This is a genomic window from Brevundimonas sp., assembly GCF_051860745.1.
Taxonomy (GTDB): Bacteria; Pseudomonadota; Alphaproteobacteria; order Caulobacterales; family Caulobacteraceae; genus Brevundimonas.
Genome location: NZ_JBHYDN010000001.1, coordinates 292,619 through 307,392 on the forward strand (window position 1 = coordinate 292,619; position 14,774 = coordinate 307,392).

At 67.6% G+C, this 14,774-nt stretch carries 14 protein-coding genes; 6 read left to right on the plus strand and 8 right to left on the minus strand.

Features of this window, described 5'->3' with window-relative positions:
* The first annotated feature begins 23 nt into the window (after positions 1-23).
* The 4 genes from ACTIEW_RS01430 (at position 24) to ACTIEW_RS01445 (ending at position 4,379) form a co-directional block, all read left to right on the plus strand.
* Positions 24-950 carry a DnaJ C-terminal domain-containing protein gene (locus tag ACTIEW_RS01430; protein ID WP_439476123.1) on the plus strand — a complete coding sequence of 309 codons (927 nt, stop codon included), beginning with the start codon at positions 24-26 and terminating at the stop codon, positions 948-950.
* Positions 950-2,101, plus strand: a complete 1,152-nt coding sequence (locus ACTIEW_RS01435; protein ID WP_439476124.1) for a phosphoserine transaminase — start codon at positions 950-952, stop codon at positions 2,099-2,101. The genes ACTIEW_RS01430 and ACTIEW_RS01435 overlap by 1 nt, the downstream gene beginning before the upstream one ends.
* A gap of 82 nt (positions 2,102-2,183) precedes the next feature.
* Positions 2,184-3,479 carry an adenylosuccinate synthase gene (locus ACTIEW_RS01440; protein ID WP_439476125.1) on the plus strand — a complete coding sequence of 432 codons (1,296 nt, stop codon included), beginning with the start codon at positions 2,184-2,186 and terminating at the stop codon, positions 3,477-3,479.
* 93 nt (positions 3,480-3,572) lie between these two features.
* Entirely contained in the window at positions 3,573-4,379 is an 807-nt protein-coding gene (locus tag ACTIEW_RS01445) for a response regulator (protein WP_439476126.1), read from the plus strand.
* 5 nt (positions 4,380-4,384) lie between these two features.
* On the opposite strand, the gene ACTIEW_RS01450 is transcribed toward ACTIEW_RS01445, so the two are convergent.
* Complete coding sequence (locus ACTIEW_RS01450; protein WP_439476127.1) at positions 4,385-5,305, minus strand: alpha/beta hydrolase family protein; 921 nt, start codon at positions 5,303-5,305, stop codon at positions 4,385-4,387.
* Between the two features lie 84 nt (positions 5,306-5,389).
* On the opposite strand from ACTIEW_RS01450, the gene kynU reads away from it, so the two are divergent.
* On the plus strand, positions 5,390-6,622 hold the full coding sequence (kynU, locus tag ACTIEW_RS01455; RefSeq protein ID WP_439476128.1) for a kynureninase: 1,233 nt from the start codon (positions 5,390-5,392) through the stop codon (positions 6,620-6,622).
* 36 nt (positions 6,623-6,658) lie between these two features.
* Here kynU and rpoH read toward each other — a convergent pair whose 3' ends face one another.
* Complete coding sequence (gene rpoH / locus ACTIEW_RS01460; protein ID WP_292063057.1) at positions 6,659-7,546, minus strand: RNA polymerase sigma factor RpoH; 888 nt, start codon at positions 7,544-7,546, stop codon at positions 6,659-6,661.
* Positions 7,547-7,763: 217 nt separating this feature from the next.
* Complete coding sequence (locus tag ACTIEW_RS01465) at positions 7,764-8,789, minus strand: RluA family pseudouridine synthase (protein WP_439476129.1); 1,026 nt, start codon at positions 8,787-8,789, stop codon at positions 7,764-7,766.
* A gap of 127 nt (positions 8,790-8,916) precedes the next feature.
* Between ACTIEW_RS01465 and ACTIEW_RS01470 the strand changes: the two genes are divergently transcribed.
* A complete protein-coding gene (locus ACTIEW_RS01470) occupies positions 8,917-9,495 on the plus strand; it encodes a DUF2799 domain-containing protein (protein WP_439476130.1) in 579 nt (192 codons plus the stop codon).
* Here the strand turns inward: ACTIEW_RS01470 and ACTIEW_RS01475 are convergent.
* The 5 genes from ACTIEW_RS01475 to gap form a co-directional block, all read right to left on the minus strand.
* Positions 9,429-10,538, minus strand: coding sequence for a cupin domain-containing protein (locus tag ACTIEW_RS01475; protein ID WP_439476131.1), 1,110 nt, complete (start codon positions 10,536-10,538; stop codon positions 9,429-9,431). The genes ACTIEW_RS01470 and ACTIEW_RS01475 overlap by 67 nt on opposite strands.
* A 76-nt stretch (positions 10,539-10,614) precedes the next feature.
* Entirely contained in the window at positions 10,615-11,244 is a 630-nt protein-coding gene (locus ACTIEW_RS01480) for a hypothetical protein (RefSeq protein WP_439476132.1), read from the minus strand.
* 93 nt (positions 11,245-11,337) lie between these two features.
* Positions 11,338-12,423 carry a class II fructose-bisphosphate aldolase gene (gene fba / locus ACTIEW_RS01485; protein WP_439476133.1) on the minus strand — a complete coding sequence of 362 codons (1,086 nt, stop codon included), beginning with the start codon at positions 12,421-12,423 and terminating at the stop codon, positions 11,338-11,340.
* A 110-nt stretch (positions 12,424-12,533) separates the two neighbouring features.
* Positions 12,534-13,733, minus strand: coding sequence for a phosphoglycerate kinase (locus ACTIEW_RS01490; protein ID WP_439476134.1), 1,200 nt, complete (start codon positions 13,731-13,733; stop codon positions 12,534-12,536).
* 10 nt (positions 13,734-13,743) lie between these two features.
* The gene (gene gap, locus ACTIEW_RS01495; RefSeq protein WP_439476135.1) at positions 13,744-14,751 is read right to left on the minus strand and encodes a type I glyceraldehyde-3-phosphate dehydrogenase; all 1,008 of its coding nucleotides are present in this window, start codon (positions 14,749-14,751) and stop codon (positions 13,744-13,746) included.
* Between the last annotated feature and the right edge of the window lie 23 nt (positions 14,752-14,774).

Below are 14,774 nucleotides of genomic sequence, written 5' to 3' on the forward strand. Positions count from 1 at the left end.
CTTTCGATGGAGCGGCATTCGACGTGGCGGGCGATCCCTATAAGGAACTGGGCGTTTCGAGGGGCGCAAGCGCGGACGAAATCAAAAAGGCGTTCCGCAAGCTCGCCAAGGAACTGCACCCCGACAAGAACCCCGGCAATACGGTCGCCGACGAGCGGTTCAAGCGGATCACCGCGGCCTTCGACCTGCTGGGCGACAAGGACAAGCGGGCGAAGTTCGATCGGGGCGAGATTGACGCGGACGGGCGCGAGCAGTTCCGCGGCTTCGGCGGCGGCGGGCCGGGTGGCGCGCGAGGTGGTCCCGCCGGCAATCCCTTCGGCCAAGGCGGGACGAGGCAGCAGGGCTTCGAGAACATCGACCTGGATGAACTGTTCGGCGGCATGTTCGGCGGCGCGGCGCGGCCGGGCGGCGCGCGGGCTGGCGGATTTGCCCCAAAGGGTCAGGACGTCAAGGCGACGCTGGAGATCAGCCTCGAGGATTCGATTTCCGGCGCGACGCGGCGGATCCAGTTTTCGGACGGGCGGATGCTGGACGTGGCGATCCCGAAGGGGGCGGCCGACGGGCAGACGATACGGCTGAAGGGTCAGGGCGCGCCCGGGCGAGGAGGACCCGCCGGCGACGCCCTGATTGAGTTGAAGGTGGCGAAACATCCGGTCTTTACGCGCGAGGGCGCCGATCTGACGATGGATCAGCCGGTGGCCCTGTACGATGCGGTGCTTGGCGGCAAGGTTCCGGTGCAGACGCCCGAGGGCACGGTCAGCATGACCATTCCGGCCGGCTCCAGCTCAGGCAAGGTCCTGAGGCTGAAAGGCCGGGGCGCGTTCGCGGACGGCAAGCGCGGCGACCTGCTGGCAAAGCTCATGATCACCCTGCCGGAGGACAGCGCCGAGCTGACGAAGCTGGCGCAGGCCGTGCGCGACAAGGGGCCCATGCGGCCGTTCCGCGACTGATGGCGAACCGGCCAAACCTCAAGCCGGAGCGGCCGTGGTTCTCGTCCGGGCCGACGGCGAAACGGCCTGGATGGTCGTCGGAGGCGATTCCACATGAGCTGCTGGGGCGTGGCATCCGCGCACCGGAGGTGGTGGAGCGGTTCGCCCACGGACTGAAGCTGACCCGGGAGTTGTTGCAGGTCCCTGCGGACTGGCTGCTGGTCTATGTGCCGGGGTCCGACACCGGGGCGGTCGAGGCCGCTATGTGGTCGATGCTGGGCGAACGGCCGGTGCAGGTGCTGGCGTTCGAGAATTTCGGCAAGGTGTGGGCGACCGACGCGGTCGAGCATCTGAAGCTGGAGCCCGAGGTGATCGCCGCGCCGTGGGGCGAATGGCCGGACACCTCGATGGTCGATCCCGCGAAGGATCTCGTGTTTCCGTGGAACGGGACGACGTCGGGCGTATGCGCGCCAAACGCGGACTTCATCGCGGACGACCGGGAGGGGCTGGTGATCTGCGACGCGACCTCGGCGGCCTTCGCAATGCCGTTGCCGTGGGGCAGGCTGGATGTGGTGACGTTCAGCTTCCAGAAGGCGCTGGGCGGAGAGGCGGGCCTGGGCGTCGCCGCCCTGTCGCCGCGCGCAGTCGAGCGGCTGGATCGCTATGCGCCGCCGCGGCCTGTGCCGAAGGTGCTGCGCCTGCGCGACGCCAGGGGCTTCGACCGGATGCTGGCGTCGGGGTCGATGATCAACACCTTTTCGGTCTGGACGATCGAGGACTGGATCGATGGCGTCGAATGGGGGCTGTCGGTCGGGGGGCTGGACGTCCTGATCGCGCGGACGCGGGCCAATGCGGCCGTTCTGGACGAATGGGTCCGGCGGACGGACTGGATCGACTATCTGGCCGGGAACCCGGCGATCCGGTCGACGACGTCGGTGTGTCTGAAGATCGTCGATCCGCGCGTGACGGCCATGGCCGAAGAGGTGCGGCAGGCGCTGGTCACGCGGATGAAGGCGCTGGTCGAAGGCGAGGGCGCGGCGTTTGATATCGAGAGCCACCGGAATGCCCCCGCCGGCCTGCGCATCTGGTGCGGCTGCACCGTCGATATGGCGGATATCGAGGCGCTGACGCCCTGGCTGGACTGGGCTTTCGAGACGGCGCTGGCGGAATAATCGTCCGACGGCGGGACACCCGCCGATTCCCCGGCTATAGGCTGCGCCCGCATTCCGAAATCCCGGACAGCGGAGAACAGTCTTGGCGAACGTCGCGGTGGTCGGCGCCCAATGGGGCGACGAGGGCAAGGGCAAGATCGTCGACTGGCTGTCGAACCGGGCCGATATGGTCGTGCGGTTCCAGGGCGGGCACAACGCCGGCCATACGCTGGTCGTGGACGGCAAGGTCTACAAGCTGGCGCTGCTGCCCTCGGGCGTGGTGCAGGGCAAGCCCTCGATCATCGGCAATGGCGTGGTGGTCGATCCCTGGCATCTGGTCGGCGAGATCGGGAAGATCGAGGCGCAGGGGATCAAGATCAGTCCCGAGGTGCTGATCGTGGCCGACAACGCCTGTCTGATTCTGCCCATCCATCCAGCGCTGGACGTGGCGCGCGAGGTGGCGGCGAGCGCGCCGGGCGCGCGGATCGGCACCACGGGACGCGGCATCGGCCCGGCCTATGAGGACAAGGTGGGGCGGCGCGCGATCCGCGTCTGCGACCTGGCCAATGTCGACGACCTGAAGGTCAAGATCGACCGCCTGCGCTCCCACCATGATCCGCTGCGGGCCGGGCTGGGGCTCGAGCCGATCGATCCGGAGGCGCTGCTGTCGCAGTTGCTGGAGATCGCGCCCAAGATCCTGCCCTATGTGCAGCCGGCCTGGCGGGTGCTGGATCAGGCGCGGCGGGACGGGAAACGGGTGCTGTTCGAGGGCGCGCAAGGGGCCTTCCTGGACGTGGACCACGGCACCTATCCCTATGTGACCAGCTCCAACACCGTAGCCGGACAGGCCGCGGCGGGATCGGGCATCGGCCCGCGCGGAGTCGGATACGTGCTGGGGATCGTGAAGGCCTACACCACGCGGGTCGGCGAAGGCCCGTTTGCCTGTGAGCTGAACGATGAGGTCGGGACCCATCTGGCGACCGTGGGGCGTGAGGTCGGGGTCAATACCGGGCGGGCCCGGCGTTGCGGCTGGTTCGACGCGGTTCTGGTGAGGCAGTCAGTGGCGATCAACGGCATCGACGGGATCGCCCTGACCAAGCTGGACGTGCTGGACGGACTGAAGACGCTGAAGATCTGCACCGGCTACCGGATCGACGGACAGGTGCTGGACTATCTGCCGTCCAGTCTGAAGGCGCAGGCCGCGGCCGAGCCGGTGTTCGAGGAAATGGATGGCTGGAGCGAGAGCACGGCCGGCGCGCGCAGCTTCCGCGACCTTAACGCCAATGCGGTCAAATACGTCCGCCGGATCGAAGAGTTGATCGGGGCGCCGGTGGCCCTGTTATCTACCAGCCCCGAGCGGGACGACACCATCATGATGCACGATCCGTTTCGGGGCTAGGCGACCCTAGGGGCGGAGTTCCGGAAACCCAGCGTTCAACGGGCCTTAACCCGGCTCAGCTAAGCATGAACGTCCGGAGTGGAGGTTCGCGCCTTGTTTGCTGTCGATCGTCGCGTGCTGGCGAAGCTGGAGCCCGTGGTCAAACGGGTGCTGATCGTCGACCCGAATCCTCACGCCGCACGCCTGCTGACCGACATCATGAAGGGGTTGGGCGCGCGCGACATCGTGGTTCAGCCGGACGAGAAGCGGGCGTTGATGGCGGCGGCGGAGCAGGAGCCCGGCATCGTCTTCACCGAGCGCACTGGCGAGGGGCTGGACGGCGAGTCTCTGGCGAAAGCGCTGCGGCGCTCGGACATGAACTGCCGCCGCGCGCCTATCATCATGATCACGGCCGATGCGACCGCGCGCACGATCCTGGGCGCGCGGGATTCCGGCGTGCATGAATTCCTGCGCAAGCCTTTCACCAGCGCTGATCTATTCAAACGTGTCGAGAACGTCGCGCTGAAGCCACGCGACTGGGTTGAGGCTGTGGGTTACGTCGGTCCCGACCGGCGTCGGTTCAACTCAGGCGAATTCTCCGGCGCCAGAAAGCGCAAGGCCGATCGGTCGGCGTCGGGCGCGGCTGGACACGTAGAGGCCAAGGACCAGGCGATGCGCATACTGGGTTCGGCCCTGGACCAGTTCGACAGCGACCCCATGCAGGCGGTGCGGGCCATCCGCGAGCAGGCGGCGACGCTTAAGATGCTGGCCATGAAGGTGTCAGACTCGCGCCTTGCCGTCGCGGTGGGGGCCCTGGAAGTGTCTATGGCGGGGGGGCCGCCGACAAAGGCGACGCTGGCGGCCCCGATCGGAACCCTGCTGGCCATGCACCAACCCGAACCTGCGGCCAAGGCGGGCTGACGTCGTCAGTTCAGCAGGCCCGCAAACGCGTCCGCGACCCGGGGCCAGGCCGCGGAGGTCGGGTCGATGACCTCGAAATGCCCGGCACCCTCCAGCACGATGGATCGGGCGGGATCGCCGCGGGAGGCCGCCGCCGCGGCGTAGTCCTGGCCGAAGCGGGGCGGCACGATCGGATCCAGCGCCCCCGAGATCACCACCTGACGATCACCCAGCGGAAGCAGGGCAGGCGGGGAGGTGTCGTCGAAGACGTCGCGACCGCCGGGCTGCTGGATCCCGACAAGGCCGTCGATGGTCGAGGGACCACCGCAGGCGTCGGGGCCCGTCTGTCTGTAGGCGTCGAGGTCGGCGATTCCTGCGAGAGACACGACGCCCCGGATCAGCAGGGGATCAGCGGTGCGTAGAGGGCTTTCGACGGGCAGGCGATCGCGCGCGGCCGCCCAGAGGGCCAGATGACCGCCAGCGGAATGGCCCGAGACGGCGACGCGGCGCAGGTCGAGGCTGTGTTGCTCGGCCAGGGTCCGCAGATGGTCGAGGCCCATGGCGATGTCCCCGAAGGTACCCGGATAGCCGCCGCCGGGATGGCCGATGCGGCGATATTCCATGTTCCAGACGGCATATCCCCGGTCGCGCAGGTCAGCGGCCATATAGTCCATCAGCTCCAGGCCCGGCAGGTCGGCGCGCCAACAGCCGCCGTGAATCAGGACGATGACGGGATGGCGGCCCCGTCCACGCGGCAACCACAGCTCGCCGAACTGGAGCGCGTCGGGGCCATAGGCAATGCGCTGATCGGCGGCGACGCGGGGCCGGGCAAGAAGTTGGCTGAAGGTGATCGGGGTGCGGGTCTCAACGGGAGCGATGAGCGTCGGCGAAGGGGCGCAGGCGGTCAGCGCCAGCAGGCCTGCCAGGGCGGCGGTCATCAGACGCATCGGGCGGTCCTGTCGAAGTCGCCGTTTCACCGGCGTGGCGGGTCACTGTAAAGAGCAGGAGCCGTCCGGCAACCGGAGCAGAGAATGACCACGCGACAGGACTGTCTCGACCGGGACGCCGCCGATCCCCTGGGCGTGGTGCGGGAACGGTTCAGCCTGCCGGACGGGGTTATCTATCTGGACGGCAATTCGCTCGGAGCCTTGCCAGTCGCAGCGGCGGAAGCCGTGCGAGACGTGGTGGAACGGCAGTGGGGCGGTGATCTGATCGCCAGCTGGAACAAGCACGGCTGGATCGGCCTGCCACAGAAGGTGGGGGGCAAGATCGCCCGCCTGATCGGAGCGGAGGCGGACGAGGTCATCGCGGCGGATTCCGTGTCCGTGAACCTGTTCAAGCTGGCGGCTGCGGCGGTGGGCGCGTGGGGCAGGCGGCGGGTAGTGCTGACCGAAGGCGGTGACTTTCCGACGGACCTGTACATCCTGCAGGGGCTGGCCGGGATGATGCCGGAGGTGGAGCTGAGAGTGGTCGCGCCGGGCGGAATCGAGGCGGCGCTGGACGACCGGGTGGCCGTGGTCCTGATGAGCCACGTCCACTATCGCAGCGGCGCGGTGCGCGAAATGGCGGGATTGAGCACGGCGATCCGCGCTGCGGGGGCTTTGAGCCTGTGGGATCTGAGCCATAGCGCGGGGGTGCTGGACGTCGATCTGAATCGCGACGGGGCCGATCTGGCTGCGGGCTGCGGCTACAAATACCTGAACGGCGGGCCGGGTGCGCCGGCGTATCTGTTCGTGGCGAGGCGGCATCAGGCGGCGCTGCGCAATCCGTTGTCAGGCTGGATGGGTCACGCGCGGCCGTTCGATTTCGTCGACTATTATGCGCCGGCGCCGGGCATCGACCGTTGGCTGTGCGGGACCCCGCCGATCCTTAGCCTGACCGCGCTCAACGCCGCGCTGGACGCTTTCGATGGGGTGGACATGGCGACGGTCCGGGCCAAGGCCGGGGCGCTGGGCGATCTGTTTATCGAACGGGTCGAGGCGCGATGCGCCAGCAAGGGTCTGGTGCTGGCCAGTCCGCGCGAGGCGGCGGTTCGGGGCGGGCAGGTCTCGTTCACTCATCCACAGGGGTGGGCGGTGATGCAGAACCTGATCGCGCGCAGGGTGATCGGCGATTTCCGCGCTCCGGACGTGATCCGGTTCGGGTTCGCGCCTCCGTATGTGCGGCACGTCGATGTTTGGGATGCGGTCGAGGTGCTGGGCGAAATTCTCGACACCGAAAGCTGGCGGGACGCGCGCTATCAGACTGTCGCGGCGGTGACCTGAAGGCGGGCGGCCCGGCCGGGCCGCCCGACGTCGGGATCAGGCGTCGACAAGGTTCCGTTCCTCAGCGGCGGCGCGCATGGCCTTCTGGAGTTTCTCGAAGGCGCGGACCTCGATCTGGCGGACGCGCTCGCGCGACACGCCGTACTGGCCTGCCAGCTCCTCGAGCGTGACGGGGTCGTCCTTGAGGCGGCGTTCCGTGAGGATGTGCTTCTCGCGGTCGGTCAGCTCTTCCATGGCTTCCTGAAGCAGGCCCATGCGAATCGACTTCTCCTCGCTCTCGGCGAGTTGGGTCTCCTGCGAGACCGCCGTGTCGTCGGCCAGCCAGTCCTGCCACTCGCTCTCGCCATCAGCGCGCAGCGGCGCGTTCAGCGAGGCGTCGCCGCCGAGACGGCGGTTCATGTTGGTGACTTCTTCCTCGGACACGCCCAGCTTGGTGGCGATAGCCGAGAGGTGTTCGGGACGCAGATCGCCTTCCTCGAAGGCCGAGATCTGGCTCTTGGCCTTGCGCAGGTTGAAGAATAGCTTTTTCTGCGCGGCGGTGGTGCCCATTTTGACGAGCGACCAGCTGCGCAGGATGTATTCCTGGATCGAGGCGCGAATCCACCACATGGCGTAGGTCGCCAGGCGGAAGCCCTTGTCCGGATCGAATTTCTTGACGGCCTGCATCAGGCCGACGTTACCCTCGGAGATCACCTCGCCGATCGGCAGGCCGTAGCCGCGATAGCCCATTGCGATCTTGGCCACGAGGCGAAGGTGCGAGGTGACGAGGCGGTGGGCGCTCTCGGCGTCCTGGTGCTCGGTCCAGCGTTTGGCGAGCATGAATTCTTCGTCTTTCGCAAGCATGGGGAACTTGCGGATTTCCGTCAGGTATCGCGACAGCCCCTGTTCAGGCGACATAACCGCGAGTGATCTCGCAACAGCCATTTGGTCCCTCCGACCGTGTAAACGAGCAGGTCCTTCGGAAGCGGCCACCCAATGAGCGCCGTCGCCTCACCCCTCAACCGATGAAATAGGGTCGGGTTTCCGCACTTGTCAGTGGCGGATGGTCACACGACAGCGTGACCGTTGCCCCGGCGCCACGACACCGAATGAGCGAGTGTATAACGGAGAGTGCGTCTCTAATCAAGACTGACCTCCGCTCCTACAGGGCGGCGAGGCCCTGTTCAAGCAGGCACATGTCCTCCGGCGGGGCGGTCTCGAAGCGCAGGGCCTCGCCCGTCACCGGATGGACGAAGCCCAGAACCGCCGCGTGGAGCGCCTGGCGGGCCAGGCCGGCGGCGGCGATGGCGGCGCGAACGGCGTTTGTCGGGCTGCCGGAGCCATAGACCGGGTCGCCGAGGATGGGTGCGCCTCTCGAGGCCATGTGTACGCGGATCTGGTGGGTGCGGCCAGTGTGCAGGGTGCAGGCGACGCGGGCGGCCTGTGGCTGGGCGCCGGGCCTGGCCCCCCTGTGGGTCGGCGCGCCATAGACCTGTTCGACGACATAGTCGGTGATGGCCTCGCGGCCGCCGCTGTTCAGCACGGCCATCTTCTTTCGGTCGCCGGTCGAGCGCCCGAGGTTCGAGGTGATACGGCCCCTGACAGGGTGGAGCACGCCGCGGACGAGGGCGATGTAGGTCCGTTCGATGTCGTGGGCGGCAAACAGGGCCGAGAGACCAGCGTGGGCGGCGTCGGACTTGGCCGCGACCATGACGCCCGAGGTGTGTTTGTCGAGCCGGTGGACGATGCCCGGACGGGCGACGCCCCCGATGCCCGACAGAGATGTGGCGCAGTGGTGCAGCAACGCATTGACGAGCGTGCCTGTCTCGCTGCCCGGGGCAGGATGCACCGCCATGCCGGCCGGCTTGTCGATCACGATCAGGTCGGCGTCCTCAAACAGGACGGTCAGGGGGATGTTTTCGGGCTGGGGGATGGCGGAGATGACGGCCGGCAAGGCGACGGCGTAGAGGCCGGGCAGGGCCTTGGCCGAGGCGGTCGACACGGGCTGCCCGTCGCGCGTCACGACGCCTTCGGCCAGCAGGGCCTGGACGCGGGCGCGGGACAAGGTCGGAAAGAGGTCGGACAGGGCCTTGTCGAGGCGGGCGCCGACTGTCGTGAGGCTGGCCTCCAGAACGGGTGGGAGGTCCTCGTCGGCGGCGAAATCTTCGATCAGGGGGTCGTCGGACACGGGGCGCTCCGCCACCCGGGCCGGGCGGCAGTGCGATCTAGCACGTCGGCGAGCGCGCGGGGCAACCGTGACCTTGGCCGTTCGTCAAGTTGAGTCATGGTTAAGCTTGGCCTTGGGGGAGGTAGCGATGAAATGGCTGATTGTCTCCGCCGCGGCAGGCGCCCTTCTGGGACTGGGGAGCTGCGCGACCATGAGTGCGGATCAGTGTCTGGCGGGCGACTGGGCCGGACAGGGCTTTTCCGACGGGGCGTCGGGCCTGTCGATGAGCCGGCTGAACGATCACGCCGAGGCCTGCGCCAAACATGGGGTCACCCCGGACGCGGCGTCCTACGCCGCCGGGCGCGACCGAGGGCTGGTGCGCTACTGTAGGCTGGCCCACGGCTTCCGCGCCGGTAACACGGGTTCCGGCTATGGCGGCGTGTGCCCGGCCTGGCTGGAGGCCGATTTCATGCCGGCCTACCGCGACGGCCAATCCGTGCACGGCGTGGAGCAGGCGCTGACGAACGCCCACAGCCGGGTCGCCAGTCTCGGCGCCGAGCTCGAAGAGCTGGACGACAAGATCCCCGCCAAACAGGCAGAGGCCCGCGCGTTTCCGCAGTCAGTACGGAGACTTGTGATCGTCCATAGTGGCTGGACCGATCAGTCGAGCCGCTCGATGAGGCCGGTGGTCGTCAGGCGGCGGATCAACTCCTCGGCCTGGTCATGAACGAGATCCTCGGGTGCGAACGCCTGGCCCGACAGAGCCCGCTCGATCACCGGACGGGGCGCGCGACTGAAGGTCATCTCCCCGCCGGGGATGATCAGGCGGAGCCCCCCTTCTTCATCGATCAGGCGCCAAGGGGCGGGTCGGGCGCGATACTGCCTGGCCAGTGGGCGCGAGGCGCTCTCGATCGCGCCGAGCACAGCCGGTTCCCTCGATTGGATGAACTGTTCGGTCAGCAGGTCGAGCGCCCCGTCCATCTGCGCCCGGGACGACAGTTCGGAGATGAGGGCGCGAAACCGGTCCCGCGCCGCCGTTCGGTCGAAATCACGATGTGCGAAGCCGGGCGGCAGGCCGCGGCGGAAGGCCGGATCGTTGACGCACACCTCCGACACCGCCTCCAGCACCAGGTCTGCCCAGGTGCGGACCAGCAGGCCGCAGGTGATGTGAAGCGACGCGGCGTCGCCGGACGCCGAGGCGTCGTGCATAAGGCCGCGGGGCACATAGGCGCAATCACCGGCCTTCAGGACAAAGGTGTGGCGGGGCTCGCCGACCGCGTGCCTCCCGGATTCGAACCGTTCGCCGCGATAGGGCGCCTCGACGGGGCGGTCATACAGCCGCCAGGTCTTTTCACCCTCGATCTGCAACACGAAGACATCATGGTTGTCATAGTGGGTCTGGAAACCCTGGGAACCTGGCGGGGTGAGATAGATGTTGGTCTGGACATGACATGAGAACACCCGCTCCACCGACCGGCAGAAATCAGCCAGGGCGATGTCTGACTGGTGCACCTGGTTGAGGATGATCGTGGCGCCGCGGCGATAGAGCCGTGCGACGGCCACCCGGTCGATCGCTCCAGAGTCCGCCACGAAGTCAGAACTGTCCACCGACCGGTTAGCGTCGGCCATGGCCAGCATGCCTTCGCGGAGGTCCTGCTCGGCGACCTTGCGGTCCACCGCTGCGACCGAAAGAAGGCCGCGAAACCGCTCAGGATCATTGTGGTGGGCTATAACAGGTTCGCATTCGTAGGCGTCGCGGAGAAACGACACCGCGGCGGGTCCCAGCAACCAGTTCAGGGGTCTCTCAATATGTCCCTTGCCGTCGACCGTCACGCTTGGCGGGCGATCACTTGGGGCGTCGCCCGCCGCGACCGTTTCCACTGACGTCGGTCGAGTCGGAATCGGTCAGTCCGGTTCTTCCCCGCCCGTTGCCGCTGGCGTCGCTCGAATCCGAATCCGTGAGCCCGGTACGCCCGCCGCGACCATTTCCACTGACGTCGGTCGAGTCGGAATCGGTCAGTCCGGTTCTTCCCCGCCCGTTGCCGCTGGCGTCGCTCGAATCCGAGTCCGTAATCCCGGATCGGCGCCCGCGACCGTTGCCGGAGGTGTCAGTGGAGTCGGAATCGGTCAGTCCAGTTCTTCCGCGTCCATTGCCGGCGGTGTCGCTCGAATCCGAATCCGTCAGCCCCGACTGGCGGCCGCGACCCCGGCCGACACCGTCGGTCGAATCTGAATCGGTGATCCCGGTCTGGCCTCCGCGGCCATTGCCCACGCCATCGGTGGTGTCGGAGTCGGTGATGCCGGTGCCGCGTCGCCCGTAGTTGACGGCGTCGCGGCTGTCGGAGTCCGTCCGGCCCGTATAGGATTGGGCGCTGGCGCTGCCCGTGACGGCGCCCATGGCTCCGCCTGCGACAACGGCCCCGCCGAGGATCCGGGCAAGGAATGAACGACGATCAGGTCGCTTCTGGTCAGCCACGGCCTATCCCCCAAAAACTGCGAAGAATTCGCAATAACAGCAGTTTATGAGTTCATCACGGATTGCCTTTGCTTACAAGGAATGTCGCCCTTGTCAGCCCGTCGCCCGGAGATGCGGCCGCGCGCTGGGCGTAAGTTCGCCACTCGCATAGCGTTTGGCCATTTGCGCGGTCGACAAGGGCCGGATCTTCGAGGCCTGGCCCTCGCAGCCGAACTGCAGATACCGCTCCTGACACAGTTTCCGCATTGCCTCCTTGGCGGGCTTCAGATAGGCGCGCGGGTCAAATTCGCCGGGCTTTTCGGACAGGATTTTCCGGATCGCGCCGGTCATGGCCATGCGGTTGTCGGTGTCGATGTTGATCTTGCGCACGCCGTGCTTGATGCCGCGCTGGATTTCCTCGACCGGCACGCCCCAAGTCTGGGGCATCTCGCCGCCGTAGGCGTTGATAATGTCCTGCAGGTCCTGCGGCACCGAGGACGAGCCGTGCATGACCAGATGGGTGTCGGGCAGGCGACGGTGGATTTCCTCGATCACGTTCATCGCCAGGACTTCGCCGTCCGGCTTGCGGCTGAATTTATAGGCCCCGTGGCTGGTGCCCATGGCGATGGCGAGGGCGTCGACCTGGGTCTCGCGTACGAAGTCCACAGCTTGGTCCGGATCGGTCAGCAGGGCCGAGTGATCCAGCTTGCCCTCGAAGCCGTGGCCATCCTCGGCCTCGCCCATGCCCGTCTCCAGCGAGCCCAGCACGCCCAGCTCGCCCTCGACCGAGACGCCGCAGGAGTGGGCCATCTGGACGACGCGGCGAGTGACGTCGACGTTGTATTCATAGCTGGCGGGGGTCTTGGCGTCTTCTTCCAGCGAGCCGTCCATCATCACTGACGTAAAGCCGTACTGGATGGCGGTGGCGCAGGTCGCGGGGCCGTTGCCGTGATCCTGGTGCATGCAGACCGGGATGTGGGGGTACAGTTCGGCCAGGGCGTCGATCAACTTGGCCAGCACGATGTCGTTGGCGTAGCTGCGCGCGCCGCGGCTGGCCTGGATGATGACCGGGGCGTTGACGGCCTCGGCGGCCTCCATGATGGCCAGGCCCTGTTCCATGTTGTTGATGTTGTAGGCGGGCAGGCCATAGCCGTTTTCGGCCGCGTGATCGAGAAGCTGTCGCAGCGTGATGCGCGCCATGGGGGGTCTCCTGAGCCCGTGAGTTTGGCGGGAGGTTTAGCCTCGGACGGCCCTCAAGTCACGCAATGTTACAGCTGGACGGGCGCGCGCCACGACCCGTGGCGCCCCGGTCACGGGGCCTGCAGCGCCTCGACGCCCGGCAAGGGCTTGCCCTCCATCCACTCGAGGAAGGCGCCGCCGGCGGTGGAGACGAAGGTCATGTCGTCAGCCACGCCCGCATGGTGCAGGGCCGCGACCGTGTCGCCGCCGCCGGCCACGGCGACCAGCGCCCCCGATGTCGTCAGCTGCGCCGCCGCCTGGGCCGCCTTGACCGTCGCCGTGTCGAAGGGGGGAACCTCGAATACGCCGAGGGGGCCATTCCAGATCAGGGTGCGCGACAGGGCCATGCCCTTGACCAGCTTCTCGACCGTGAGGGGCCCGGCGTCGAGAATCTTCTCGTCGTCGCCGATCTCCTCGCGGACGAGGACGGTGCGGGTCTCGACGCCCGGCTTGACCTCCTTCGCCACCACCACATCGATGGGAAGCAGGATTTCGCAGCCTCGCGCCTCGGCCTCGGCAAGGATGGCGCGGGCCGTGTCGGCCATGTCCTTCTCGGCCAGCGAGCCGCCGATATCGATCCCCTGGGCATACAGGAAGGTGTTGGCCATGCCGCCGCCGATGGCGAGCCGGTCCAGCCGACCGACCAGGTTCTTCAGCAGGTCCAGCTTGGTCGAGACCTTGGCCCCGCCGACGATGCCGATGACCGGCTTCTGCGGCGTGCCGAGGGCGGCGTCGAGGGCGTCGAGCTCGCGGCGCATGGACTCGCCGGCATAGGCGGGCAGCAGCCGGGCCAGACCCTCGGTCGAGGCGTGGGCGCGGTGGGCGGCGGAGAAGGCGTCATTGACATAGACGTCGCCGAGCTCGGCCAGCTGTTTCGCGAAGGCGGGGTCATTGGCCTCCTCGCCCGGATGGAAGCGGACGTTTTCCAGCAGGACCACGCCGCCGATATCGACGTCGGCGATCATGGCCTTCGCCTCATCGCCCACGCAGTCGGACGCGAACCGGACCGGGGCGCCGAGCAGGTGCTCGAGGTCGTCGACCACGGGCTGCAGACTCATCGACGGCGTGACCTTGCCCTTGGGCCGGTCGAAATGAGCCAGCAGAACGACCTTCGCCCCGGCGTCGCGCAGCCGGTTGATGGTCGGCAGGGCGACGCGCAACCGGGTGTCCTCGGTGACCCTGCCGTCCTCCATCGGGACGTTGAAGTCGACGCGGACGAGGGCGGTCTTGCCGGCGAGGGCGGGGGCGTCGTCGAGGGTGCGGAAGGTCATAAGCTCCGCCCTATATCAGCTTGCTCATTACCAGCGCCGTGTCGGCCATCCGCGTCGCGAAGCCCCACTCGTTGTCGTACCAGGTCAGGACGCGCGCCAGCTTGCCGTCGACGACCTGCGTCTGGGGCAGGGCGGCGGTGGACGAGGCGGCGATGTGGTTCAGGTCGGTGGAGACCAGCGGCTCGATCGTCGTCGCCAGCACGCCCTTCATCGGGCCGTCGGCGGCGGCCTGGATCGCGGCGTTGATTTCCTCGACGGTGACCTCGCGGCCGGCCACGACCTTGAGGTCCACCACCGAGACGTTCGGCGTCGGCACGCGGATCGAGGAGCCGTCCAGCTTGCCCTTGAGCTCCGGCAGGACGAGGCCGAGGGCCTTGGCGGCGCCGGTCGAGGTCGGGATCATCGACAGGGCGGCGGCGCGGCCCCGGTACAGATCCTTGTGCATCGTATCCAGCGTCGGCTGGTCGCCGGTGTAGGCGTGGATGGTGGTCATATAGCCGCGCTCGATGCCGAACAGATCGTGCAGCACCTTGGCCACCGGAGCCAGGGCGTTGGTGGTGCACGAGCCGTTGGAGACGATGATGTCCTCGGCGGTCAGGACGTCATGATTGACCTTGTAGACGATGGTCTTGTCGGCGCCGTCGCAGGGAGCCGAGACCAGCACGCGCCTGGCGCCGGCGGTCAGATGGGCCGAGGCCTTCTCTTTCGTCGTGAACAGGCCGGTGCATTCGAAGGCGATGTCGACGTTCAGTTCCTTGTGCGGAAGCCTGGACGGATCGCGTTCGGCGGTGACCTTGATCTTGCCGAGGCCGACGTCGATCCAGTCCGCGCCGGTCTCGACCGTGCCAGGGAACCGGCCGTGCACCGAATCGTAGCGCAGCAGATGGGCGTTGGTCTCGACCGGGCCCAGATCGTTGATCGCCACCACCTCGATGTCGCGACGGCCGTGCTCGACGATCGAGCGGAGGACGAGGCGGCCGATGCGGCCGAAACCATTGATGGCGACGCGGACGGTCATAGGGCGGGCTCCTTGGAAGCGAT